The sequence below is a fragment of the Rhodoplanes azumiensis genome (assembly GCF_042682915.1).
Lineage (GTDB): Bacteria > Pseudomonadota > Alphaproteobacteria > Rhizobiales > Xanthobacteraceae > Rhodoplanes > Rhodoplanes azumiensis.
This window is the reverse complement of the sequence record NZ_JBHUIW010000030.1, coordinates 15,093-40,912: the sequence shown is the minus strand read 5'-3', so window position 1 is coordinate 40,912 and position 25,820 is coordinate 15,093. Positions and strand designations below refer to the sequence as shown.

Genomic DNA, 25,820 nt, shown 5'->3' with positions numbered 1-25,820 from the left:
CCTCTCCCCGCGGCGCGGGGAGAGGAAGGGCGAGGGCCGTGCCCGATACTGTCAGAACACCTCATGACCATGACTCCGGAGCCGCTGTCATCGCCGCCTCACGCCGCCTCGACGAAGCGATTACGGGCGTAGAGGAACTCGAGCACGGCGGCGCGGCAGCGGTTGTACTCGTGGTCGTCGACCAGCTCGAGCCGCCGGCGGGGCCGGGCGAGGTTCACGGTCAGCACCTCGCCGATGGTGGCGGCCGGGCCGTTGGTCATCATCACGATGCGGTCGGAGAGCAGCACGGCCTCGTCGACGTCGTGCGTGATCATGATCATGGTGTTGCTCAGGCGCGCGTGGATCTCCATCACCTGGTCCTGGAGATGGGCGCGGGTGAGCGCGTCGAGCGCTCCGAACGGCTCGTCGAGTAGCAGGATCTTCGGCTCCATGGCGAGCGCCCGGGCGATCCCGACGCGCTGCTTCATGCCGCCGGAGATCTCGGCCGGGCGCTTGTCCTTCGCGTGCGCCATGTTGACGAGGGCGAGGTTCTCCATGATCCATTCACGCCGCTCGGCCCGCGAACGCTTGCCGCGGAAGACCTTGTCGACCGCGAGCGCGACGTTCTCGTAGACGGTGAGCCACGGCAGCAGGCTGTGGTTCTGGAACACGACGGCGCGATCCGGTCCCGGCTCGTTCACCTCGTGCTCTTCCAGGATCACGCCGCCCGTGGAGGCGCGCAGCAGGCCGGCGACGATGTTGAGGAGCGTCGACTTCCCGCAGCCCGAATGGCCGATGATCGAGACGAACTCGCCGGCCTGGATTCGCAACGTCACGTCGCGCAGCACCTCGGAGGTGGCACCGGCGCGGGAGAAGCTGATGCCGACGTGGTCGATCTTCAGATAGGCGTCCTTGAGACAGGCGTCCATGACGGGCTCCATCAGTTCGACGCGGTGCCGCGGGTGACCAGCACGGCGGCGCCCGCCACCAGCCGGTCGAGCAGGAAGCCGACGCCGCCGATATAGGCGAGCGCGACGACGATGTCGGGGAGCCGCGAGGAGTTCCAGGCGTCCCAGATGAAGAAGCCGATGCCGACGCCGCCGGTGAGCATCTCGGCCGCGACGATGGCGAGCCAGGCGAGCCCGATGCCGATGCGCAGGCCGGTGAAGATGTAGGGCGCCGCCGACGGCACCATGATCTTGCCGAAGAACTCGAGATGATTGAGCCGCAGCACCCGCGCGACGTTGCGATAGTCCTGCGGAATGTTGCGGATGCCGACCGCGGTGTTGATCAGGATCGGCCAGATCGAGGTGATGAAGATCACGAAGATGGCGCTCGGGTTGGCGTCCCGGAACGCGGCGAGCGAGATCGGCAGCCAGGCGAGCGGCGGCACGGTGCGCAGCACCTGGAAGACGGGATCGAAGCCGCGCATCGCCCACACCGACTGGCCGACGACGGCGCCGATCAGCACGCCGGCCATCGCCGCGAGTCCGAAGCCGATCGCCACCCGCTGCAGCGAGGTGAGCACCCGCCACCCGAGCCCGATGTCCTGCGAGCCGGCGACGAAGAACGGATCGAGGATCAGGTCGCTCGCCTCGCTCCACACCCGGGAGGGCGGCGGCAGCGAGGAGGTCGGGCTCCAGCACGCCATCTCCCAGACGAGCAGCAGGAGCGTGGTGACGACCAGGGGCGGCAGGAGCGTCGCGATGATCCGGCGCACCACCGGCAGGACGCGCGCCGCGAGCGGCGGGGCCTTCAGCGCGAGCGGAACGACGGTCGCGGGTTTCGGCGCCGTGGTCGCGACAGCGGGTGGCGCGCCGCTCTCGGCGGCGAGCCGCACCTGCGATACGGTCTTGAGCTTTTGCATGGATGTCGCCACGGATGGCTCCTGAGGTCGATGGTGCTCGAGGCGTCGTTCCGGGCCGGCGCGGAGCGTCGGACCCGGAATCCGGTCACCCGTTCGGGGACCGGCTGCTGGAGTCCGGGGTCGCACCTGCGGCGCGCCCCGGAATGACCGAGGACTGAACAGGCGAGGCCGGCCTCGACCTCACACGGTGACGCGCTTGATGCGCTGGGCGCGCAGATAGGCCATCGGATCGGCCGGATCGAACTTGACGCCGTCGAAGAAGGTCTCGACGCCGCGGCTGTCGGAGGTCGGAATGCCCGACACGCCGAGCGCCTTCGCCGCCTCGATCCACAGATCCGAGCGGTTGGTCTTGTCGACCAGCCCCTTGATGTCGATTCCCGGATCGAACTTGCCCCAGCGGATGTTCTCGGTGACGAACCACGTGTCGAGGCTCTTCCACGGATAGGAGGTCGAGCCGCCCTCGCCCCAGAACTTCATGTAGAGATTGGTGCCCTTGGCGGTGCGGCCGAGGCCGTAATTGATGTCGCCCTTGAGGCGGCCGACGATGTCCGGCACCGGCACGTTGAACCACTGCCGGCGGCCGATGATGGCGGCCATCTCGTCCTTGTTCTCGGGCTTGTCGCACCACTGCTGCGCCTCCATCACGGCCATCAGGATGGCCTTGGTGGCGCGCGGATTCTTGTCGACCCAGTCGGCCCGCATGCCGAGGATCTTCTCGGGATGGCGGAACCACAGTTCGCCCGTGGTCAGCGCCGTGTAGCCGATGTTCTGGTTGACGAGCTGCTCGTTCCACGGCTCGCCGACGCAGAAGCAGTCCATGTTGCCGACCTTCATGTTCGCCACCATCTGGGGCGGCGGCACCGTGATCACCTTGATGTCGGTGTCGGGGTCGATGCCACCGGCGGCGAGCCAGTAGCGGATCCACAGATCGTGGGTGCCGCCCGGAAACGTCATGGCGGCGGTGAGCTCCTTGCCCTGCGCCTTCTTGCGCTCGAAGGCGGCCTTGAGCGGCGAGGAGTCCTTCTCGATCTTGAGATCCTTGTATTCGTTGGAGACCGAGATCGCCTGGCAGTCCTCGTTGAGATTGAGGAGCGTGTACATCGGCAGCGGCTGATTGTTCTGCATCACCTTGCCGGTCGAGTAGAGATGCGTCTTGGGCCTCAGGATGTGGCCGCCGTCGATGCCGTTGCGCTCGGTGCCGAGCGCCATGTTGTCGCGCGTCGCGCCCCACGAGGCCTGCTTGGCGATGTCCATGTCGGGCAGGCCGTGCTTGTCGAAGAAGCCCTTCTCCTTGGCGATGATCAGCGGCGACGCGTCGGTCAGCGCGATGTAGCCGAGCTTGGTGCCCTTCACCTCGGGCCCCGCGCCTTGCGCGAACGCGCCGGCCGGCAGCGCGGCCTTGGCGGCGGCGAGGAGGGCGGCCGTGTTGGCGACGTCGCGCAGGAAGCGGCGGCGGGTGGAACGCGGCACGCGGGGGGTGCTGGTCATGCTCTCTCGTCCTCGGTCGGCGAAAAAACAAAAAACGCCGCCGCTTCGAACCGACACGACGCGCCGCCCGGGATGCGGAGCGCTGGACCGATCGAAGCAGCGGCGTTGCTGCGTTTGGGAGGCGGCCCCGTCAGCGTCGGCGAGGCCACTGACGATCGATATACAAGGCGCGTGCCAATCCTGCCGCGCTGCGGAAAATCACGTACTCATCGGTGATTAGGTTGGAGGTCGAGCCGGCGCGGCGGCCGCCACGCTTTCACCATGCGCCACTTTGCGGCACCGCGAAAACGGCAACTGATCAAACCGTGGGCAGACCCGGCGGCTCAGCCCCGTGTCCGGGCCGCCAGTGCGGCGTCGTAGAGATCGGCCCGGAACACCGCCCTGGCCGCGTTCCCGGCGTCCTGCGGCAGATGCCCGGCCGCCACCATGGCGTCGGCGAGCCAGTCCGCCTGGCGGGGCTCCGGCCGGTTGGCGCCGAGCAACAGGAAATCAGGATCGGACCGCACCGTGCCGGCGCCGTCGATCACCAGGGCGCCGTCGAGCGTGCGTCGAACGACCTCGGCCGGAGCATCGAGATGCCGCGGCTCGGCCAGCAGCGCGGCGAGGTCGGCGCGGTTCTCCGGTGTCGCACACCAGGCGGCGGCCGCCGCAAGCGCCCGGATCAGCGCGGCGATCTCCGGCGCTTGGGCGCGCTCGGCCGGCACGGCCAGCACCTTCTCCGGGGCGCGCGGCACGATGGCGTTGCCGAGCAGCAGGATGGTGCCGACGCCCTGGTCGACCGCGACGCTGTTCCATGGGCTGCCGACGCAGAAGCCGTCGACGAGGCCGCGCCGCAGCGCGTCGACCATGAAGGGCGGCGGCACGACGACGAGGCGGACGTCGCGCTCGGGATCGAGCCCGGCCGCGAGGAAGAGCAGCCGCAGCTGATAAGCGTGGGTGGAGAACGGGAACACGGCCGCGAAGGTGAGCGGCCCCTGCCCGGCGGCGAGCCGCTCGCGCGCCACCGCGCCGAGCGCCGCGCCCGCGTCGGCCAGGTCTCCGGTCAGACCGCCGTGGGCCGCGAGCGCCGCGGCGAGCGGCCGCGACACCGTGACGGCGTTGCCGCCGAGATTGAACATGAAGGGCGCGACGAGCGGCAGCGCGACATGGCCGAGGCCGAGCGTCGTCGCCACCGCGAGCGGGGCCAGCATGTGGGCCGCGTCGAAATGGCCGAACACCAGCTTGTCGCGGGTGTTCGCCCACGAGGCCTCGCGCACCGGCACGAGGTCGAGCCCCTCGCGCGCCGCGAAGCCGCGTTCGGCGGCGGCGATCAGGACGGCGACGTCGGTGAGCGGCACCCAGCCGACGGTGAGACGGGTCGCACTCATCAGAACAGCTCCGCCGCCGTGATGATCGCCTGGGCGATCTCGACCATGCGTTTCTTCTCGTTCATGGCGGTCCGCCGCAGCAGCGCGTAGGCGGCCTCCTCGGACAGACCCTTACGGGCCATCAAGAGCCCCTTCGCCGTGTCGATGGTCCGACGATCGGCCAGTGCCGTCTTCGCCTCCTCCAGCTCGCGGCGCATGCGGCTGTAGGCGTTGAAGCGCATCACCGCCATGTCGACGATGGCGCGCACCCGCTCGGGCTTGAGGCCGTCGACCACATAGGCCGAGACGCCGGCGTCGATGGCGGCCTGCATGGTGGCGGCGTCGGAGCGATCAACGAACATGGCGACGGGGCGCTCGACGACGCGCGAGACCTTGAACATCTGCTCGAGCACGTCACGGTTGGGGCTGTCGAGGGCGATCACCACGACGTCGGGCGCCAGCGCGACGAGACGGTCGAGGAGATCGGGCGAGTCCGGCACGATCGCGACGCGCGGAATGCCCGCGGCGCGCAAGCCTTCCTCGACGATCGCGGCGCGGGCGCGGTCGGCGTCGACCACCGCGATGGATACAACCCCGTCCTGCATCGCGCGGCTCGCACCCCCCTCCGGCATCCCCTGCCCTGCGTCCGGCATTGTCGCCGGAACGACTGTGCGATGCAAACCATCGTGGGCGATTTGCCGCGGCTCGGGAAACTTGCGCGCCGCTCGGGCTTTGTCCTTCCGAAACGATCACCACCACGTCATCCCGGAGGACAGTGCATGGCGAAGAGTATCCTGAGCGCAGCGGCTATCGTTCTGATGCTGGGCGGCGCGTCGGCGCTCGCCGCGTCACCGGCCGCGGCGCCGCAGGACGACGCCGCGAGCGGAGCGCGATCGACCGAAGCGCCGATCACGCTCGCGCAGCGCGGCGACTTCGACAGCCGCGCGATGCGTGACGGACGCCCCGACGGACGCCCCGACGGACGCCGATTCGACGGGCGCCGCGGCGATCGCGACGACTGGCGGCGCGGACGGGCCTGGGACGGTCCGCGCCCCGGCTATCGCGGCCCGCCGCCCGGCTGGCGGCGCTACGACGGTCGGCCGTCGGGCTGGCGCAACCGCGGCTGCATCCAGATCGGCCCGGTCTGGTACTGCCCGTGACGGTCCGGTCGCTGATCAGGTGACGACGGACAGACCGCACCGGTGCGACGCTTCGCACCGGTCCGGTCGCGTGCGCGGACCTCATGCCGCGTCGAGAAATCCCTGCAGCACGCCGACCGCGTTGACGCCGATCGCCTCGACGGCGTAGCCGCCCTCCATCACGAACAGGGTCGGCAGTCCCGCACCGGCGAGCGTCGCGCCGATCACCGGATAGTCGGCGGTGTCGAGCCGGAAGCGCGAGATCGGATCGCCCTTGTAGGTGTCGACACCGAGGGAGACGACGAGCGCGTCGGCGCGAAACGCGGCGATGCGGGAGAGTGCGTGGTGGAGCGCTGCGCGCCAGGCCTCGAATCCGGTGCCGAAGGGCAGCGGATAGTTGGCGTTCGCACCCTCGCCCGCCCCTTCACCGGTCTCGTCGGCGAAGCCGAGATAATAAGGATACTCCTGGACCGGATCGGCATGCAGCGAGACGAACAGCACGTCGCCGCGCGTGTAGAAGATGTCCTGGGTACCGTTGCCGTGGTGATAGTCGATGTCGAGGACGGCGACGCGATCGGCCCCGGCGTCGCGCAGCGCTTGCGCGGCGATCGCGGCGTTGTTGAAGAAGCAGTAGCCGCCGTAGCAGGCCCGATGCGCGTGATGACCGGGCGGCCGCGTGAGCGCGAAGGCGGCACGCTCGCCCCGCACGATCAGCTCGGCGCCGGTGAGCGCGACGTCCGCCGCGGTCCTGATCGCGCGAAACGTGCCGGCCGTGATCGGCGTGCCGGCGTCGAACGAATAGTAGCCGAGCTTGCCGTCGATATGATCGGGCACGACGCGGCGCATGCCGGGACCGATCCAGGTGAACGGCAGCGCGTCGTATTCGCCGTGCTCGGCGACCCATTCGTCCCAGGCGGTCTCGAGGAACGCCACGTAGTCCGGCGCATGCACGCGCCGCACCGGATCGAGCCCGAAGTTCTTCGGCGGCGACACCGGCCCGAGACCGACCTCCTCGACGCGGGCGAGCACCAGCGCGGCACGGCGCGGCATCTCGAAGCTCGACACCAGCTTGCCGTCGTGCAGCTCCGCCTTGCCGTCGTGCAGGGCGTGAGCGTCGCTGTAGATCGTGATCATGACGTGCGTTACCGAGCCTCGCGGTTGGCCTCACCGTCATTCCGGGGCGCGATCGCGCGGCTCGCGAACCCGGACTCCAGTTACGAGCACGGTGTCCGTGGCTGGAGTCCGGGTCCGGCGTTTCACGCCGTCCCGGAATGACGATGCTGTACCATGGATCACGCGCGCAGAAGGGCGAGAACGACGATCCGCGGCGCGCGGCAGACGGCGAGATCGAGGATACGGCCGCTCGGGACGACGGCCGTGCGGGCGGCGAGGTCGACCACGATGTCGTGGAAATCAAGGAAGACCCCGTCGAGCGGATGCATCGCCTTGTACACGGCTTCCTTGGCGGCGAACAGCAGGCGCCCGTGCAGCGGATCGCGGTCCAGCCCGTCGCGCTCCGCCGCCGTGACGACCAGATCGACGATGTCGTCCGGCAGCGGCTCGGCCGGCTCGACGTCGATGCCGAGCGCCGCGACGCCCGATCGCTTCGCCACCGCGGCGACCGCGACCTCCTGGTCGTGCGCCAGCGAGCCGACGATCCCGTCGGGCCATACCGGCGCTCCGGACGCGGTGCGCACCAGCACGACGTCGCGATGGCCGAGTTGGTCGAGCAGCGCCCGCGCGACCACCCGGGCCGCGCCGCTGGCGCGCCGCACCGCGACGATGGTCGAGAGGATCGAGTCCGCCTCCGCCTCGCGCAGCGCCGCCTCGTCGCCCGGACGGATCGCGCGGCAGCCGGCCGCGACGCCGGGAGCGAGCGCGTCGAGCACGCGCTGCAGGTCCGCGACACCGGGGCCGGTCGACGGCGGGGTGGGCGTCCGCCCGGCCGCCGCGGCCGCATCGTGCGTGATGTCGCCGTCGACCAACATCTGCGCCCCACCCTAGGCTGCGACCACCGGAAGCTCGGCGATGACCTCGCCGTCCTCGTCGGAGCCGATCTCGACGAAGCCGACGCTGGCATAGAGCTTCTTGGCCGGGTTGGCGGGCTCGTAGCAGATCGCGATGGTGGCGACGCCCGGAACCGCGCGGATCTCGTCGAGCGCCCGCTCCAGCGCCACCCGGCCGTAGCCGAAGCCCTGGAAGCGGCGGTCGATCATGAACCGATAGATGACGGCGCGACGCGGGTCTTCGTCGCCGACGTCGTACATCAGGAAGCCGACCAGCTCGCTGCCGGCGTAGATGGCGCGCGGTCGCGCCAGCGGATCGAACTTCGACTCGGCGATCGAGTAGAGATTGCCGGCGACGAGGTCGCGCTGCTCGGGCTCGAGCTCGAGGGCGGCGACGTCGCGCCAGTTGTCGGCCGTCACGTCGGCGAGCCGCACGCTCGCCGGCGCGGGCGCCCCCGGAAAGAGCCCTCGGACTCTCGGCTTCGTCGTCATGTCCACGGCTGCATGCTCCGGCGGCGCGCCGGGACCGGGCCGGCGCGGAGAACGCGAATGGCCGGGGCGAGCCCGGCCATGTCGTCGGTCGTGATCAGGTCGTTCGGCGGCACGGACCTACTCCGCCGCGATCCGGTAGGCCGGGGCGACCGCGTCGGGCGCCCGGTAGACGGCGGCGCCGAGCGCGCCGTCGGCGGTGCCGTGGCGGCGGAACAGCTTCGCCGGGTTGCCGCGCCAGGTGGTGTGGGCATCGACCACCTCGCCCTTCATCAGGAAGGCGTCGGTGTCGATCACCACGTGCGCGCCGAGCGTGACGCCGTAGTGCACGAAGGCCGACGGCCCGAGCGTGCAGCCGGCACCCATGCGGATGTGGTCGGACTTGAACACGCCCTCCTCCAGCGAGTGCGCCTGCAGGACGCTGCCCTCGTTGAGGTTGGCGTAGTCGCCGACCTGGGTGAGGCTGCGGTCGGTGATCGAGCAGCCGAAGTCGACGACCTTGCGGCCGACCTTCACGCCCATCAGCCACAGGATCAGGCTCTTGATCGGCGTGCCGCCGAACAGCTGCACGTGCGGCCAGTCGGACAGCTTCCAGTGCCGCTCGTGGCTCCAGAAATACGGGTCGTAGATCGTCACCATCTCGGGCTTCAGCGAGCCGAAGCCGAGCGAGGCGCGCTCCAGGAACGTGAACCACAGCACGGCGGCGGCCGACGTGATGGTCCCGGCGGCGAACAGCGAGAGCAGGCCGAAGCGGTCGTAGGTCAGCAGCGCCGCCTGCCAGACGGCCAGCGAGGCGAACACCAGGAGCCAGCGGGTCAGGAGGAACAGCGCCGCCGTCACGGCATTGTAGCGGTTCTTGGCGGCGAGGCGGCGCAGCCGCTCGTCCTCGGGGATGGCGCCGAGCATCGACTTGTCGCGCTCGACCATGCGCGGGATGGCGAAGGGCGGCGAGCCGAGCAGGCCGACATTCTCCTGCACCGGGCCGTCGATCGGAATCATCACCTTGGTGCCGAGCAGCACGTTGGCGCCGGTGCGGCCGCCGGGCGGATAGTGGATGTTGTTGCCCAGATAGTTGTCGTCGCCGATGCGGGTGTGGCAGAGGCGGAACGCCGAGGCGGACATCTCGACGTTGATCATCGACAGCCCGTCCGAGACCATCGTGCCGGAGCCGATCTCGCAGCAGAGCGGGTTGTCGTGCTTCTGGTTGGTGCCCATGTTCGAGCCGGTCTGCTCGACCTTGTTCAGGTTCCAGCCGACGAAGCGCATGTAGTGGACGATGGCCGAGCTATCGCCGAACAGCACGTTGAAGAACTGCACGTTCGTCGCCTTCTCGACGACGCCCTGCAGCCAGGCGTGGATGCCGAAGGTCGAGTAGGTACGGCCTTCCTCGAGGAAGACGCGGGCGAGCCGCGGCACCGCCCACACGCCGGCGAGCCCGGTGACGAGCGAGCCGAAGAACGAGATCACCGACACGGCGAGCACGGTCGGCAGCGAGGTCCAGAAGCCGGTCGCGGCGGCAGCGCCGGCCGCCGTGGCGGTGTGCTGCTCCCACAGCGCGAGCGCGACGATCGGCAGCGGGATGACGATCGCGAACAGGCCGGCAAGCTGCACGGTCTCGGCGACCACGCGGCGCAGCAGCGACGCGGGCTGCGCCTCGACCCGCACATAATCGGCCGTCGTCTCGACCGCGGGCGAGCCGTGCATGCGGCCGCCGTCCGGCACGCGCTGGCCGCTCTGCAGCGAGGAGGCGTGGCCGAGCTGGGTGTCGTCGCCCATCGCGGTGTCGATGTCGAGCACGCTCGCCTCGCCCACGAAGGCGCGGTCGCCGATGCTGACCCGGCCCGTGCAGATGTAGTTCGACTGCGCCCGGTAGCCGAGCAGGATCGTCTCCTTGCGCAGGATGGTGTCGTCGCCGATCGAGATCAGGTCGGTGGCGACCGGCACGAAGCGGGTCTTGACGATGGTGTTGCGGCCGACCTTGGCGCCGAGCAGGCGCAGATAGACGTTGAAGATCGGGTGGCCGGCGAACAGCGCGACCGGCGCGTTGCGGATCAGCGTCTTGGCGGCCCAGAAGCGGAAGTAGCGGGCCGACCAGATCGGGATGCGCTCCTCCTTGAAGCGGCCGACCAGCAGCCACTTGCCGACGACCGACACGGCCGTCAGCCCGAAGAAGCCGGCGACCGCCGCGATCACGCTGCGCAGATAGAGCTGCACCGGGTCGCCGGCCGCCGCATAGGCCCATTCGAGACCGAGGTCGAACACGGCGAGGCCGAGCAGGCTCATCGCGCCGTAGAACAGGAGCTGCGCGGCGCCGCAGGCGTAATACGAAAAGTCCGAGGGCACGTGGAACGGCTCGGGCGCGACCGCGACCGCGGCCGCCTGGCCGTCGGCGTCGAAGATCGCCGCGAGCTTGGCGATCGTCGGGTTGGTGTAGATGTCGCGCATGGAGACGTTCTCCATGCCCGGGTTGCGGCGGATGCGGGCGCAGAACCGCGCCATCAAGAGCGAGTTGGCGCCGAGATCGTCGAAGAAGTGATCCTCGATCGAGACGCGCTCGACGGTCAGGATCTCGGCGATCGCCTCGACCAGCAGGCGCTCGTTGTCGGTGCGGGCGGCGACCACCTTGTCGCTGCCGCCGGCCTGGACGCGGCCGCCGGTCGGCTTCGGCAGCCGCTTGCGGTCGGCCTTGTTGGAGGCCGACATCGGGATCGCGGAAAGCTCCTCGAGATAGGCCGGCACCATGTAGGCGGGCAGCCGGCGCTTGAGCGCCTGGACGATCTCGGCCTTGGGCAGCGCCGCAGCGCCGGGCTTGAGCGCATAGTATCCGACCAGCTCGGGCTGGCCGGGCTCGGGCTCGAAGGTCGACACCGCGGCCTGGGCGATCTGCGGCATCTCCAGCATCACCGACTCGATCTCGACGAGCTCGATGCGGTAGCCGCGGATCTTCACCTGGGTGTCGATGCGGCCGAGATACTCGATCTCGCCCATGTCGTTGATGCGGCCGAGGTCGCCGGTGCGATAGATGCGCTTCGAGGCATTGTTCGGGATGCCGACGAAGTCGGCGATGAACTTCTGCCCGGTCAGCTCCTCGCGATTGAGATAGCCGGCGGCGACGCCGATGCCGGCGATGCCGATCTCGCCCAGCTCGCCGCGCGGCACGGAGCGCGGCTCGGCCGGATCGAGGATCACGATCGAGTAGGTCGGCATCGGGATGCCGATGGTGACGGGCTTCTCGGGGACGAGCTCGGTGACGGTCGCCGTGACGGTCGCCTCGGTCGGACCATAGGTGTTGAGAATGGTGCGGCCGCGCCGGCTCCAGCGCATCACCAGATTCTGCGGGCAGGCCTCGCCGCCGACCATCAGCAGGCGCAGATGCGGCAGGTCGCGCTCGATGGTGGAGAGCAGCGTCGGGCAGCAGCACATCGCGGTGACGCGGCGCTCGTGCAGGAAGTCGGCCAGCTCCTCGCCGACCAGCCCGCCGCCGGCGCGCGCCGGCACCAGCGTGGCGCCGGCCATCAGCGGCACCCAGGTCTCCTCGATCGAGAAGTCGAACGCGATGGTCATGCCCTGGTAGACGCGGTCGCCCGGCCGGTAGCCGTAGCGCTCCGCGGCGACGCGCACGAAGTTGCAGATGCTCGGATGCTCGACCAGCACGCCCTTCGGGTTGCCGGTCGTGCCCGACGTGTAGATGACGTAGCAGCCCTGGTCGTCGGTCTCGCCGACCTCGCCGGCGAACAGCCGGTCGGGCGCCCGCGTGTCGATCTCGGCGCGCTCGGCGTCGAGCAGCACGGCGGTGGCGTCCTGCGCCGCGAGGCGCTCGGAGAAGCTCGCCATCGACACGATGGTGCGGATCTTGGCGTCGCCCAGCATGTAGCGGATGCGCTCGGCCGGCAGGCCGGGATCGAGCGGCACATAGGCGGCGTTCGCCTTCATCACGGCGACCAGCGCCACATAGGTCTCGACCGTCTTGTCGAACAAGAGGCCGACGCGGTCGCCGGCCTTCACGCCACGGGCGATCAGGTGGCGGGCGACCTGGTTGGCGCGCCGGTCGAGCTCGGCATAGGTCAGCGACGCGTCGGACGTCACCACGGCGGCGTTGCGGCCGAACCGGTCGGCGGCATCCTCGAACAGATGGTGCAGCCGCTCGCCCGCCCGCCAGCGCGGCGACGGATCCGGGCTGCCGCAGAACAGCACGTCATGGCCGCCGATCACCCGGGCATGGCCCTCGGATCGGCCCTCGCCCCCGGTCGTGGCCAGGCCGGCGCGGAGCGCCTCCTGCATTCGGGCCGGACCGCCGGTCGCGCCGTCGCGGAGGTCGCCGAAGTCGATACGATGGGCCATCGGTCTGCTCTGGTTGCGGTCCTGCGCGATCGCTCGCGCCGGGCCGAGGTCGTGCTGTCGTTCGGTGCTGCCGGGTCCGGAGGGTCGAGGGCGTGCCGCACGCCGGCGACGAGGCGCTCGCGACGACACGGACGGGATGGGAGATCCTGCGCTTCCCCCGAGGCTTTTGGATCCGGCAGCCTCTCACGGTCGGCAACCTGGGAGCCGGCACATGAATGCCCGCTGAATGAGCCGTTTAGGGTCCGTGAACGCCGCGGCGCAGCAACGCCGTAGTCCTTGCGGGACGGCCCCGCACGCCGCGAATCCGCACGATTACGGAGGCTGTTCGTCTGGTTAGCGGGGCGTTACGGAACCGGCTTTTCACGGGCCGGGCCCGCTCCGCGGGGCGCGACGCGGATACGGAGGCGGCATCGGCGCGATTCGGGACGGCACGATCGTCGGCCCGGGTCGACCGGGACGATGGTCGACACTTCGGACCGGGATGATGGTCTCGGCGCCGAGCCCCAGTGCCCGAGCCGGCACTCGATGGTCGCGACGGGCTCGGTGTCGGTGTCGGTGTCGGTGTCGGTCTCGGTGTCGGTGCTGTGCGGGCGGCGCCAATCGACCGCCTGGAGGGCGACGACGCCGGGGTCGGGCCGCGTGATCGGCTCGAGCCCCCCGGGCGAGCTCGAAATGCGGGCCGCGGCCGAGCGCGCCGTCGATGGTCCCCGTCGTCACCCGGACCGTGCCGAGCGGCCCGCTCCTCACGACGCTCCTCGCGACTCGTGGCCCCCCCGGCGGCCCACGAGCCGTTGCAGCGCAAAGGCGACGGCGACCCAGACGGCGAGCAATCCCGCCGCCGCGGCGATGCCGCACGGGGTCGGGTCGCGGATCACGGCGAGGAGCTGATCGCCGAACGCCGACATGGCGATGATGCCGGGCGCGAGGCCGAGCACGGTGCCGCCGATGAAGTCGGCGAAGCGCACCCCGCCGGCACCGGCCAGGAGGTTGACCAGCACGAAGGGAGCGAGCGGCAGGATCCGGATGGTGGCGACCGCGAGCACGCCGCGGCGGACGACCTCCCGCCGGAGCGCGTTCACGCGCGGGCCGAGCAGGCCGACCAGCGGCCCGTGCCCGAGCCGCGCCCCGATCGCGAACCCGACCGCAGCGGCCACGAGGGTGCCGGTCGCCGCATGAACGAGGCCGAGCCAGCCGCCGAACACCATGGCGGTGGCGGCGATCAGCATCGTCACGGGGAATCCGACGAGGCTCGCGGCCGTGTAGATGCCGGCGACCGCGAGCGGCGTCCACGCGCCGCCGAGCCCGCTCAGCAGCGCGCGGATGCGCTCGATGTCGGCATAGTCGGCGAGCGGCCCGGAGCGCCAGGCCAGCAGGATCGCGAGCAGCGCCGCCGCGACCGCCCCGACCTTGACGGCGCCGGACAGCCGCCGCGCCGGCGTCGGCCCTGCCACATGCGCCGTCACCGCCTCGACCGAGATCGGCCTCTCGGGATCGGCGAGCGGCGCGAGGGTGCCGGCGAGCCCGCCGGTCGGCGCCTCCGGATCGCTCACCACGCCGAGTCGGCGGCCGTCGCCCGACAGCGTCTCGGTGGTGCGCGTGAGCGAGCCGGTGCGCACCCGCGCGTCGGCGACCGCCTGCTCGGCCCGCCGGACGTTTCGTTCGGGACGCAGGATGCGGTCGGTGGTCACGGGGCGGACATCGATGTCGACGGGCATTCGGAGGTCTGGTTCCGCAGGCGCTTCGGGTCCGCCGGACGACGCCCGCGGCGGCGTTCGGTGCCGCGGTCGGGCGCGACGTGCCCGCGGCGGAAATCTCCACCCCTCGGGACGCCACCGCGTCGGCCGTCCCGGGGCGGCGCGCAGCGCCGAGCCCGGACCCCATACGCCCTCTGTCCACCGTGAGCCACGAGACCGGGGCCATGGATTCCGGGCTCGCGGACCTGGCGCTCCGCGCCCCGGAGTGACGAGGCTCTACTCCGCCGCCACGGATGCGGCCTGCGCCGCGTCCGACAGCGAGCGCGGGTCGTAGTTGAGGATCGGGGCGAGCCAGCGCTCGGCCTCGGTGACGCTCCACCCCTTACGGCCCGCATAGTCCTCGACCTGATCGCGCTCGATCTTGCCGACCCCGAAATAGTGCGCCTCGGGGTGGCTGAAATAGAGCCCCGAGACCGAGGCGCCCGGCCACATCGCGAAGCTCTCGGTGAGCTTCACGCCGATGTCCTCGCCGCCGAGCAGGCCGAACAGCGTGCCCTTCTCGGTGTGGTCGGGCTGCGCCGGGTAGCCGGGCGCCGGCCTTATGCCGCGGTACTTCTCGGCGATCAGATCCTCGGCCGAGAGATGCTCGTCCACGGCGTAACCCCACAGCTCGCGGCGCACCCGCTCGTGCATGCGCTCGGCGAAGGCCTCCGCCAGCCGATCCGCCAGCGCCTTGACCATGATGGACGAGTAGTCGTCGTTGGCGCCCTTGAAGCGGTCGGCGATCGCGTCCTCGCCGAGCCCGGCCGTGACGATGAAGCCGCCGACGTGATCGGCAAGCCCGCTCGCGACCGGCGCGACGAAATCGGCGAGCGCCACGTTGGCGCGGCCCTCGCGCCGCGTGAGCTGCTGGCGCAGCGTGTGCAGCACGGCGAGCCGCTCGCGCCGCGTCTCGTCCGTGTAGAGGACGATGTCGTCGCCCTCCGCCGCGGCCGGCCAGAAGCCGACCACGGCCGCGGCCTGGAACCACTTCTCGCGCCGGATCGTCTCCAGCATCGCCTGGGCGTCGGCATAGAGGGCGCGCGCCGCCTCGCCGACCACCTCGTCCTTGAGGATCGCCGGATGCTTGCCGGTCAGCTCCCAGGTCGAGAAGAACGGCGACCAGTCGATGTAGGGGATCAGCTCGGCGATGTCGTAGGTCGGAAACACGCGCCGCCCGACGAAGCTCGGCCGCGGCGGCCGGTAGGCGCCCGACCAGTCGAGCGCCAGCGCGTTCTTGCGGGCTGCCGACAGCGTGAGGCGCTTCTTCTGCTCCTCGCCGCGCGCATGCGCGGCCGAGAGCTTAGCGTATTCGCGCCGGATCTCGTCGATATACGCGACCTTGTCCTTCGACAGGAGCGAGGCCATCACGCCGACGGCGCGGCTCGCGTCGTTGACGTAGACGGCCTGGCCGCGCCGGTAGTTCGGGTCGATCTTCACGGCGGTGTGGACGCGACTCGTCGTCGCGCCGCCGATCAGCAACGGCACGTCGAAGCCCTGGCGCTCCATCTCGGCCGCGACATGGCACATCTCGTCGAGCGACGGCGTGATCAGGCCGGACAGGCCGACGATGTCGGCCTTCTCGGCCTTGGCGGCCTCGAGGATCTTCGCGGCCGGCACCATCACGCCGAGATCGACGACGTCGTAGTTGTTGCACTGGAGCACGACGCCGACGATGTTCTTGCCGATGTCGTGGACGTCGCCCTTCACGGTCGCGAGCACGATCTTGCCGGCCGCGCTCTTGCCCGTGTCGCCGCTCCGCGCCTTCTCCTCCTCCATGAACGGCATCAGATGGGCGACCGCCTGCTTCATCACGCGGGCCGACTTGACCACCTGCGGCAGGAACATCTTGCCCGCGCCGAACAGGTCGCCGACCACGTTCATGCCGGCCATCAACGGGCCTTCGATCACGTCGAGCGGGCGGCTCGCCGCGCGCCGCGCCTCCTCGACATCCTGCGCGATGAAGTCCGTGATGCCGTGGACGAGCGCATGCGACAGCCGCTTCTCGACCGGCCAGGAACGCCATTCGAGCACCGCCTCGCTCGCCTCGCGGGTCTGGCCGCGATACCGCTCGGCGACCGCCAAAAGCCGCTCGCCGGCGTCCTTGCGGCGCGCGAGGATCACGTCCTCGCAGGCCTCCCGCAGCTCGGGATCGAGATCGTCGTAGACGGCCATCTGGCCGGCATTGACGATGCCCATGTCCATGCCGGCCTGGATGGCGTGATAGAGGAAGACCGAGTGCATCGCCTCGCGCACCGGCTCGTTGCCGCGGAACGAGAACGACAGGTTCGACACGCCGCCCGACACATGCGCGCCGGGCAGGTTCCGGCGGATCCAGTGCGTCGCCTCGATGAAGGCGAGGCCGTAGCCGTCGTGCTCCTCGATGCCGGTCGCCACCGCGAAGACGTTCGGATCGAACACGATGTCCTCGGGCGGGAAGCCGACCTGGTTCACCAGGATGTCGTAGGCGCGCTTGCAGATCGAAATCTTGCGCTCGACCGTGTCGGCCTGGCCCTGCTCGTCGAACGCCATCACGACGGCGGCGGCGCCGTAGCGCCGCACGAGACGGGCGTGGTGCACGAACGCCTCCTCGCCCTCCTTGAGCGAGATCGAGTTGACGATCGGCTTGCCCTGGATGCACTTCAGGCCGGCCTCGATCACGTCAAACTTGGAGGAGTCGACCATCACGGGCACGCGGGCGATGTCGGGCTCGGAGGCGACCAGATTGAGGAAGGTCGTCATCGCCGCCACGGCGTCGAGCAGGCCTTCGTCCATGTTGACGTCGATGACCTGGGCGCCGTTCTCGACCTGATCACGTGCGACCGACAGCGCCGCCGCGTAGTCGCCGGCCTTGATCAGCTTGCGGAACTTCGCCGAGCCCGTGACGTTCGTGCGCTCGCCGACGTTGACGAACGGAATCTCCGGCGTGAGCGTGAACGGTTCGAGCCCCGCGAGCCTCAGAAAGGGCTTCGGGCGCGCCACCTCCCGGGGCGGCTTGCCGGCGACGGCCTGCGCGATCGCGCGGATATGGGCCGGCGTCGTGCCGCAGCAGCCGCCGACCACGTTGACGAGCCCCGCGTCGGCGAACTCGGCCAGAAGGCCGGCCATGAACTCCGGGCTCTCGTCGTAGAGGCCGAACTCGTTCGGCAGTCCGGCGTTCGGATAGGCGCACACGAGCGTGTCGGCGACCCGCGAGAGCTCGGCGATGTGGGCGCGCATCTCCTTGGCGCCGAGCGCGCAGTTGAGCCCGATGGTGAGCGGCCGCGCGTGCCGCAGCGCGTTCCAGAACGCCTCCGGGGTCTGGCCCGAGAGCGTGCGGCCCGACATGTCCGTGATGGTGCCGGAGATCATCACCGGCACCGAGCGGCCGATCTCCTCCAGCACCTCCTCGATGGCGAACACGGCGGCCTTCGCGTTGAGCGTGTCGAACACGGTCTCGATCAGCAGGAGGTCGGCGCCACCGGCGATCAGCCCCCGCACCTGCTCGGCATAGGCGACGCGCAGCTCGTCGAACGTGATGGCGCGGAAGCTCGGGTTCGACACGTCGGGCGAGATCGAGGCGGTGCGGTTGGTCGGGCCGATCGCGCCGGCGACGAAGCGGCGGCGGCCGTCCTCCTTCTCGGCGATGACGGCGGCCTCGCGGGCGAGCCGCGCGCCGGCCTCGTTCAGCTCGAAGGCGATCGCCTCCAGCCCGTAGTCGGCCTGTGCGATGGTGGTCGAGGAAAACGTGTTGGTCTCGACGATGTCGGCGCCGGCGCGAAAATAGGCGAGATGGATGTCGCGCACCGCATCCGGCTTCGTCAGCACCAGGAGGTCGTTGTTGCCGCGCAGGTCGTGCGGGAAGTCGGCGAAGCGCTCGCCCCGGAAGGCGGCCTCGTCGAGCTTCAGCTCCTGGATCTGCGTCCCCATGGCGCCGTCGAGCACCAGGATCTTTTCACGCGCCAACGCCCGCAGGGCGATCTCGGTCTCGGACGGGGCAAGGGGCTTGGACATCGTCGTCTTTCTCTCCCGCGCGGGAGCATTCTCGAAGGTTCGTGAGTTGGCGAGCAGACCGCGTCGATCAGGCGCGCTTTTCCAGTGCTGCGAGGCGCGCTTCCAGCTCGACGCGTCTCTGCTCGACGTCCACGACGGCGTACCGCCCCAGGATCGATTCAGCGAAGGCGGCTTGCTTGATGGTGTCGATCTTCTTCTCGAGCGCGGCGAAACGGGCATCGTGCTCGTCGAACCGCGTATCGTGCTCGCCGAGCTTTCGATCGATCGCGTCGAACCGCGTCTCCATGCGGCTCCGCAGGTCGCGCAGCAGGACCAAAGTCATATTCTCGGGCTCGGCCATGGCGCTCTCCTGAAATTCGTCCCTCTACAAATAGGCATTGCGCGACGCTGCCGACTCACGCCGCCACCTCGGCCGCGACGCTCGGCGCGGTCGCCGGCGGACGCAGGCCGAGGAGATGGCAGACCGCGTAGACGAGGTCGGCGCGGTTCATCGTGTAGAAGTGGAACTCGGTGACGCCGCGGTCGACGAGATCGAGCACCTGCTCGGCCGCGACGGCGGCGGCGATCAGCTTGCGGGTCGCCGGATCGTCGTCGAGCCCGTCGAAGCGGTCGGCGAGCCAGCCCGGGATCGAGGCGCCCGCCTTGCCGGCGAACGCGCGGGCGAGCTTGAAGTTCTGAACCGGGAGGATGCCCGGCACGATCGGGATGTCGATGCCGCGGGCGCGCACCCGGTCGAGATAACGAAGGTATAGATCGTTGTCGAAGAAGAACTGGGTGATGGCGCGGCTCGCCCCGGCGTCCACCTTGGCGGCCAGCATGTCGAGGTCGGCGGCGTCGGACGGGCTCTCGGGATGGCGCTCCGGATAGGCCGAGACCGACACCTCGATGTCGGTCTTCTCCGCCTCCGCCAGCCGCTTGATGCCGCCGACCAGGTCGGCCGCGTTGACGTAGCCGCCCGGATGCGGCGCGTAGGCCGTGCCGATGCCGGCGACCGGATCGCCGCGCAGCGCCACGATGTGGCGCACGCCGGCGGCGAGATACGCGCGCACCACGTCGTCGACCTCGTCGCGGGTCGCGGCCACGCAGGTGAGATGCGCGGCCGGCGTCAGCGCGGTCTCGTCGAGGATGCGCTTGACGGTCGCGTGGGTGCGCTCGCGGGTGGACCCTCCCGCCCCGTAGGTGACAGAGACGAAATCGGGGCGCAGCGGCGCCAGCCGCTCGATCGACTCCCACAGCGTCGTCTCCATCTCCTCGGTCTTCGGCGGGAAGAACTCGAAGGAGACGCGCAGGCTCTCGCGGGGATGCGGCACGCGGCTCGCGCGCGGCTCGGACGGCGACATCAGGCGACCTCGCGGGTTTGCTCGGCGAGCGCGATGCGCGGATCGCGGCCGAGCCAGAGGGTGACGGCGAGCCCCCCGTCCGGACCGGGCCCGGGCGGCAGGACGCGGTGCAGGCCGGGCTCGAGACCCGCCTGCTCCAGCCATTGGGTGATGGTCTCGCGCGAAAAGCCGAGACGCCGGTGGGCGTGCTGCTCGCGCAGGAATTCGAGATCGTGCGGGGCGAAATCGACGACCAGCAGCCGGCCCTGCGGGCGCAGCACACGCGCCGCCTCGCGGATGGCACGGCCGCCGTCGTCGAGGAAGTGCAGCACCTGGTGCAGGATCACGACGTCGAACGAGTCCGGCGGCATCGCGAGGTCGAACAGGTCGCCGTGGCGCACCGAGCAGTGCTTCAGCCCGGCGCGGTCGAGCCGCGCGCGGGCGAGCGCCAGCATGTCGCGGGAGAGATCGATACCGAGCCCGCGCTCGAGCTGCGGCCCGAACAGCTCCAGCATCCGCCCGGTGCCGGTGCCGAGATCGAGCAGCGAGCGGAACGGCCGGTCGGCGAGCGCCTCGACGATCGCCTGCTCGACCGCCTCGTCGCTCGCATGCAGGCGGCGGATGCGGTCCCATTCGGCGGCATGGCGGGTGAAGTAGTCCTGGGCGGCCTGGTTGCGGGCGGCCCGCACGGCGGCGAGCCGCTCGCGGTCGCGCCCGATCGTGCGATCGGCCGGGTCGAGCCGCGCCAGCAGCGCCCGGACCAGCGTGGCCGCCTCGCCCTGCTCGGCGGCACGAAAAAAGGCCCACGACCCCTCGCGGAACCGCTCGACCAGCGAGGCCTCGGCCAACAACTTGAGATGCCTCGAAATTCTGGGCTGGGACTGGCGCAGAATATCGGTCAGGTCCGACACGGTCAGCTCGGCTTCGGCCAGCAGCGCGAGGATGCGCAGGCGCGTCTCCTCGCCCGCCGCCTTCAGGGCGGCGTTCAGGGCGTCGAAGCTCAGGCGGTCGTCCATGCGGACACGATCCTCGGCAGGTCGGGGGTGGCCCCTCGGGACGGGCGATCCTCTATGGCACGTTTCGTGGCAGACATAAAGATATCTTTATGCCTTGAAGCCAGTTGCGCGTATATCGTTCCACGCGCCATCTCGGTCCGCCCGAAAGGCCCCGGAACCTGCTAAGAATCAGCCAACGGGATCTCGCAGTCCGCCCGTGTGCGACGGCCGCTCCGGCCGCCGGGACAGTATCGCCGATGACCGCCTCCTCCGAAACCACCCCGCCCCGCCGCCTGGCCGACCAGTCGTCCGCCCGCCCCGGCGACCCACCCTTGCCCCCGCTGCCCGGCCCGGTTTCCGCCGACAGCGCCGACGATGGGGCTCGCCCCGGCGAGGTCACCGTGCCGCTGCCGAACGCCTACGACGCCGGCGTCTTCTACATCGGCCGCATCGGCACGCCATGGACACGGCGGGCCGACTGCCCACGCAACGCCCGGGGCTCGGACGCGGTGTGCACCATCACGGTCGACGCGCGCTGGGCCGCGGCGCTGACCGGGGTCGAGACCTGCACGCATCTCCTGGTGCTGTACTGGATGGACCGGGCGCGGCGCGACCTCGTGGTCCAGGCGCCCCGCCACTCCAGCGGAGTGCGCGGCACCTTCGCGTTGCGCTCGCCGGTCCGCCCCAACCCGATCGCGGCCAGTGTGGCGAGGCTCGTCGGGATCGAGGGCACGCGGCTGTCGGTGATCGGGCTCGACTGCCTCGACGGGACGCCGCTCCTCGACATCAAGCCCTACTTCGCCTCCACCGACGCGGTCGGCGACGCCGTGGTCGGATGGCACGCGGGGCAGAAGAGCTGAGCGGGCTTCCACTACCGCGGACTCGTCATTCCGGGGCGCTGCGCAGCAGCGAACCCGGAATCCAGCGGCAGGCTCCGAGGTCTCGGCTTGATTCCGGGTTCGCGCGCCTTCGGCTCGCGCCCCGGAATGACCACCAACTTCAAGCGCGACGACGCCCGTCGCCCGCTCGCGTGATCCGGTTCACACACGATCGGTCGCGATCGCGTCACATGGTTGACGTTTCGTCAGCGTGGTGGGCGCCGGCACGCCCGCGCGGGGTACTACAAAAACCCCGAAAAACAAGCGATTCTCGCATTGGATCGGCGCGCAGCCGCGGCTCCGCTCACGTCCGCCGGCGATTGGTCGGGACTGTCTTAAATTGCATCTAAAATTCGACGCTCCCGGTTGAACCGCCCGAAGAGAGTTTTCGACACAAAGGCCGAGAACACGGGGGGTGATCATGACAATCTTCGTTCGGGCTCGCTTCGTTCGGCCTCGGATCCTCGTCGTCGCCGCGGCGATCGGCGTGGCCGCCATCGGCGTGACGATGTCCGGCAGGGCCTCCGCCAATCCGTTCGCGTTGTTCGCGCCGACCCTGGCGCCGCCCACCGAGGCGCCGCTCCAAGGATCGCTCCACGCGCCGGTCGAGACCATGCTGCCGCGCGACGAGACGCCGGCCGCGCCGTCGGCCCGCTTCCGCCGCCAGATCGTCGACTACAAGACCAGCGAGCCCGCCGGCACCGTCATCGTCGACACGCCGAACACCTATCTGTACTTCGTGCTCGGCAACGGCCGCGCGGTGCGTTACGGCATCGGCGTCGGCCGCGACGGCTTCCGCTGGTCCGGCACCCAAAGCATCACCCGGAAGGCCGAGTGGCCGGACTGGACGCCGCCGACCGAGATGGTGCGCCGCCAGCCCTATCTGCCGCGCTTCGTCGCCGGCGGCCCCAACAACCCACTCGGCGCCCGCGCCCTCTATCTCGGCGACACCATCTACCGCATCCACGGCACCAACGCGCCGGAGACGATCGGCGAGCGCGTCTCGTCGGGCTGCATCCGCATGGTCAACGAGGACGTGATGGATCTCTACGGCCGCGTCCATGTCGGCACTCGGGTCATCGTGCTGCCGGGCCGCGACCGCCGGGTCGACACCGCCGCGGATCGCCAGGGCTGACGCGCCCGCCCCGAACCCCACGCCTGAGACACTTCCCTCGAAAGACACTTCCCTCGAAGCCTCCGCTGGCCGGCCCCGGATGCCCCCGGGGCCGGCCTTCTTCGTCGCGATCGCAGATCGGCGGCGTCACGTCGCCCCGCCCGTCGCCCGTGGCGAGCCCCGCCCACGTTATGACGACATGGGCCGGACGGCGTAGACCACCGTCCGGTCGGACTAATAATCAACGAAGCCTTAATCACCACACCAACTCCCAATCCTGATTACACCTCCGGCAATTTTCGTCGTGTTCTATTCTTCCATTCGCCACGAGGTGATTTGGACCGGACAGCTCGTTGCTCATGCGCTCGAACCAGCGAATAACCTTCCTGCTGCTCGCCGCTTGCGCCGGCCTCGTGATCGGCCTGTCCGCGATGGCGATCGGCGTGGCGGTCGAGTACCTGCGCAAGGATGCGATCCGGGCGGCCGAGCGCGAGAGCACCAACGCGGCCCTGACGGTGGCCGATCAGCTCATGCGGATCGTCGGCCCGCGTGACGCCGTGCTGGCGGAGCTGCGCGACGTGGTGCCGTCGCTCGGCCTCGCCATTCCGGCCGAGTTCGACGCGTTCTTCTCCGGCGATCCGCAGCGTCAGATGCTCGACGAGCGGCGCCATCGCGACGATGCGGTCGGCGTGCTGGCGATCGTCGCGACCGACGGCCGCATCCTCCAGGCGAGCCCGGAGCAGGCCCGTGCCGAGTTGCCGGGCGTCGTCGAGGCGCATTTCCGGCGCTCCGACCGGTCCGGCGCCTACGGCCTTCTCGTCAGCCCGCCGGTTCATTCGCCCGTCGCCGGCGAGCCGATGATCTATTTCGGCCGGCGCATCGCCGGCACGCTCGGCACCCATGTCGGCACCGTCGTGGTCGGCATCCCGGCGGCGACCCTCGACCGTCTGTACGAGACCTTCGAGCCTCTGCCCGGGCAATCGTTCCTGGTGAGCCGGGACGACGGCGCGATGCTGGTCAATCGTAGCGTGATCACCGGGCTCGCCGGCCCCGCCATGCCCGCGGGCGGGCCGTGGCACGACGTGACGAGCCGGGGCGGCGGCACCTATCGGGTGCAAACCGGGAGCGACGGCGCCGATCGGCGGATCGTCGCCGTCCACAGGATCGCCGACACGCCGCTGGTGGTGAGCAGCGCCATCCTGGAGAGCGCCGCGCTCGCCGAATGGCGCCGCCATGCGGTGCGGATCGGCGCCGGCGCGCTGCTCGCCTTCGTCTGCGCACTCGGGCTCCTGTGGGCGCTGAAGCGGCAGTTCGATCATCTGCTGGCGTCGAAAGCGTCGCTGCGCGAGCGCGAGGCGCGGCTCGCCGACAAGTCACGCGAGCTCGCCGAGGTCGCCGGCCGGCTCGACGCCGCCGTCAACAACATGACGCTCGGGCTCAGCATGTACGACCGTGACGACCGGCTCGTCGTGTGCAACACGCCATATCGTCAGATCTACAAGCTCACGGCCGACGACGCCCAACCGGGCACGCCGATCCTCGACCTGTTCATGCGCCGGATCGCGCTCGGCACCTTCAACGGCGATCCGGTGGCGCGCGTCGCCGGCATCCGGCGCACCATCGCGGCAGGGCAGTCGGGCCGTTTCATCGTCGAGCTGCCGGACGGTCGCGTCATCGCGCTGACGTTCAGCCCGGTCGGCGACGGCGGCTTCGTCACGGTCCACGAGGACATCACCGAGCGGACGCTCGCCGAGCGCCGGATCGCTCATCTGGCGCATCACGATCCGCTCACCGACCTGCCCAACCGCCTGCTGTTCCGCACCCGCATGGACGCCGCGCTCGCGCGGCTCGACCGCGACGGCGCGGGGTTCGCGACGTTCGTGTTCGACATCGACCTGTTCAAGTCGGTCAACGACTCGCTCGGGCATTCGGGCGGCGACGCTCTGCTCGAGGCCGTGGCCGAGCGGGTGCGCTCCTGCATCGGGCCGGCCGACACGGTCGGCCGCATCGGCGGCGACGAGTTCGCCGTGATCCAGCTCGTCGACGGCCCGCCCCGCGCCGCGGCGGCGGCGCTGGCCGAGCGGCTGCTCCAGCGCGTCCGCGCCCCCTACGAGATCGACGGCAAGCGGATCGTCATCGGCATCTCGATCGGCATCGCGGTCGCCCCGAATGACGGCCGCACGTCGAGCGGCATCCTGCGCAACGCCGATCTCGCGCTCTACCGCGCCAAGACGGACGGCCGCGGCTGCTATCGCTTCTTCGCGCCCGCGATGGACACCGACGTGCGGCTGCAACGCGCCTTCGAGCTGCAGCTGCGCGAGGCGCTGCCGCGGCGGGAGTTCGAGCTGCACTACCAGCCCATCGTCGACCTCTCGACCTGCCGCCCCTGCGCCGTCGAGGCGCTGGTGCGCTGGCGCCATCCCGAGCACGGCCTGATCCCGCCCGACAAGTTCATCCCCGTCGCCGAGGAGATCGGCCTGATCGGTCCGCTCGGCGAATGGATCCTCGCCACCGCCTGCCGCACCGCCGCGGAGTGGCCGTCCGACATCCGCCTCGCCGTCAATCTCTCGGCCAAGCAGGTCGTCGGCGGCGATCTGGTCGAGGTCGTCCGCCGGGCGCTCGCCGACACCGGCCTTCCGGCCGGCCGTCTCGAGCTCGAGATCACCGAGTCGGTGCTGCTGCAGAAGGACCACGACAGCCTCGCGGTGCTGCACGGGCTCACGGCGCTCGGCGTCCACGTCGTGCTCGACGATTTCGGCACCGGCTACTCGTCGCTGAGCTATCTGCAGCTCTTCCCGTTCAGCAAGATCAAGATCGACCGCACCTTCGTGGCCGAGCTGACGACCCGGGCCGATTGCGCCGCGATCGTCTCCAGCGTGACGACGCTCGCCAGGGCGCTCGCGATGAGCACCACGGCGGAGGGCGTCGAGACCTGGGACCAGGTCGCGCTGCTGCGCGCCGCCGGCTGCCGGGAGGCCCAGGGCTGGCTGTTCGGGCGGCCGGTGCCGGCCGCCGCACTGTCGTTCGAGCCCACGGCCGCGTGCGCGCCCGCGGCGGCGTGACCGGCTGCCCCGCCGCGGTCCTCCGCACGCGCCGGCACGGCGCCGGAAACGGCCGAGGACCGATCGGCTCG

At 70.4% G+C, this 25,820-nt stretch carries 18 protein-coding genes; 4 read left to right on the top strand and 14 right to left on the bottom strand.

From position 1 onward, the window contains the following. Positions 1 to 98: 98 nt before the first annotated feature. From ACFSOX_RS20665 to ACFSOX_RS20645, 5 genes are all read right to left on the bottom strand, one after another. A complete protein-coding gene (locus tag ACFSOX_RS20665; protein WP_378479715.1) occupies positions 99 to 908 on the bottom strand; it encodes an ABC transporter ATP-binding protein in 810 nt (269 codons plus the stop codon). Positions 909 to 919: 11 nt separating this feature from the next. Continuing rightward, positions 920 to 1,846, bottom strand: coding sequence for a nitrate ABC transporter permease (gene ntrB, locus ACFSOX_RS20660; RefSeq protein WP_378479728.1), 927 nt, complete (start codon positions 1,844 to 1,846; stop codon positions 920 to 922). A gap of 180 nt (positions 1,847 to 2,026) precedes the next feature. Then, positions 2,027 to 3,334, bottom strand: a complete 1,308-nt coding sequence (locus ACFSOX_RS20655) for a CmpA/NrtA family ABC transporter substrate-binding protein (RefSeq protein ID WP_378479714.1) — start codon at positions 3,332 to 3,334, stop codon at positions 2,027 to 2,029. A 323-nt stretch (positions 3,335 to 3,657) separates the two neighbouring features. Next, a complete protein-coding gene (locus tag ACFSOX_RS20650; RefSeq protein ID WP_378479713.1) occupies positions 3,658 to 4,701 on the bottom strand; it encodes a CmpA/NrtA family ABC transporter substrate-binding protein in 1,044 nt (347 codons plus the stop codon). After that, positions 4,701 to 5,285: an ANTAR domain-containing response regulator gene (locus ACFSOX_RS20645; RefSeq protein WP_378479712.1), complete on the bottom strand. Its 585-nt coding sequence runs from the start codon at positions 5,283 to 5,285 to the stop codon at positions 4,701 to 4,703. Before ACFSOX_RS20645 ends, ACFSOX_RS20650 begins: the two co-directional genes overlap by 1 nt. Before the next feature lie 69 nt (positions 5,286 to 5,354). Between ACFSOX_RS20645 and ACFSOX_RS20640 the strand changes: the two genes are divergently transcribed. Beyond that, positions 5,355 to 5,840 carry a hypothetical protein gene (locus ACFSOX_RS20640; protein ID WP_378479711.1) on the top strand — a complete coding sequence of 162 codons (486 nt, stop codon included), beginning with the start codon at positions 5,355 to 5,357 and terminating at the stop codon, positions 5,838 to 5,840. 81 nt (positions 5,841 to 5,921) lie between these two features. Here ACFSOX_RS20640 and ACFSOX_RS20635 read toward each other — a convergent pair whose 3' ends face one another. From ACFSOX_RS20635 to ACFSOX_RS20595, 9 genes are all read right to left on the bottom strand, one after another. Continuing rightward, the gene (locus ACFSOX_RS20635; protein WP_378479710.1) at positions 5,922 to 6,953 is read right to left on the bottom strand and encodes a histone deacetylase family protein; all 1,032 of its coding nucleotides are present in this window, start codon (positions 6,951 to 6,953) and stop codon (positions 5,922 to 5,924) included. Positions 6,954 to 7,111: 158 nt separating this feature from the next. Further along, positions 7,112 to 7,807 (bottom strand): 4'-phosphopantetheinyl transferase family protein, encoded by a 696-nt coding sequence (locus ACFSOX_RS20630; RefSeq protein WP_378479709.1) that lies wholly within the window; start codon positions 7,805 to 7,807, stop codon positions 7,112 to 7,114. Between the two features lie 12 nt (positions 7,808 to 7,819). Beyond that, on the bottom strand, positions 7,820 to 8,317 hold the full coding sequence (locus ACFSOX_RS20625; RefSeq protein ID WP_378479727.1) for a GNAT family N-acetyltransferase: 498 nt from the start codon (positions 8,315 to 8,317) through the stop codon (positions 7,820 to 7,822). A gap of 117 nt (positions 8,318 to 8,434) precedes the next feature. Continuing rightward, the gene (locus ACFSOX_RS20620) at positions 8,435 to 12,655 is read right to left on the bottom strand and encodes a Pls/PosA family non-ribosomal peptide synthetase (RefSeq protein WP_378479708.1); all 4,221 of its coding nucleotides are present in this window, start codon (positions 12,653 to 12,655) and stop codon (positions 8,435 to 8,437) included. Positions 12,656 to 13,398: 743 nt separating this feature from the next. Then, positions 13,399 to 14,370 carry a TVP38/TMEM64 family protein gene (locus tag ACFSOX_RS20615; RefSeq protein ID WP_378479707.1) on the bottom strand — a complete coding sequence of 324 codons (972 nt, stop codon included), beginning with the start codon at positions 14,368 to 14,370 and terminating at the stop codon, positions 13,399 to 13,401. 255 nt (positions 14,371 to 14,625) lie between these two features. Beyond that, positions 14,626 to 18,381 carry a methionine synthase gene (metH, locus tag ACFSOX_RS20610; RefSeq protein WP_378479706.1) on the bottom strand — a complete coding sequence of 1,252 codons (3,756 nt, stop codon included), beginning with the start codon at positions 18,379 to 18,381 and terminating at the stop codon, positions 14,626 to 14,628. Between the two features lie 67 nt (positions 18,382 to 18,448). Next, complete coding sequence (locus tag ACFSOX_RS20605) at positions 18,449 to 18,721, bottom strand: hypothetical protein (RefSeq protein WP_378479705.1); 273 nt, start codon at positions 18,719 to 18,721, stop codon at positions 18,449 to 18,451. A gap of 55 nt (positions 18,722 to 18,776) precedes the next feature. Continuing rightward, positions 18,777 to 19,721, bottom strand: a complete 945-nt coding sequence (gene metF / locus ACFSOX_RS20600) for a methylenetetrahydrofolate reductase [NAD(P)H] (protein ID WP_378479704.1) — start codon at positions 19,719 to 19,721, stop codon at positions 18,777 to 18,779. Continuing rightward, positions 19,721 to 20,716 (bottom strand): ArsR/SmtB family transcription factor, encoded by a 996-nt coding sequence (locus ACFSOX_RS20595; protein WP_378479703.1) that lies wholly within the window; start codon positions 20,714 to 20,716, stop codon positions 19,721 to 19,723. Before ACFSOX_RS20595 ends, metF begins: the two co-directional genes overlap by 1 nt. Before the next feature lie 236 nt (positions 20,717 to 20,952). Between ACFSOX_RS20595 and tsaA the strand changes: the two genes are divergently transcribed. The 3 genes from tsaA to ACFSOX_RS20580 all read left to right on the top strand — a co-directional run bounded on the left by tsaA (position 20,953) and on the right by ACFSOX_RS20580 (position 25,749). Beyond that, entirely contained in the window at positions 20,953 to 21,555 is a 603-nt protein-coding gene (gene tsaA / locus ACFSOX_RS20590; protein ID WP_378479702.1) for a tRNA (N6-threonylcarbamoyladenosine(37)-N6)-methyltransferase TrmO, read from the top strand. A gap of 439 nt (positions 21,556 to 21,994) precedes the next feature. Further along, positions 21,995 to 22,708 carry a L,D-transpeptidase gene (locus ACFSOX_RS20585; RefSeq protein ID WP_378479701.1) on the top strand — a complete coding sequence of 238 codons (714 nt, stop codon included), beginning with the start codon at positions 21,995 to 21,997 and terminating at the stop codon, positions 22,706 to 22,708. 338 nt (positions 22,709 to 23,046) lie between these two features. Continuing rightward, entirely contained in the window at positions 23,047 to 25,749 is a 2,703-nt protein-coding gene (locus tag ACFSOX_RS20580) for a bifunctional diguanylate cyclase/phosphodiesterase (RefSeq protein ID WP_378479726.1), read from the top strand. Positions 25,750 to 25,820 lie beyond the last annotated feature (71 nt).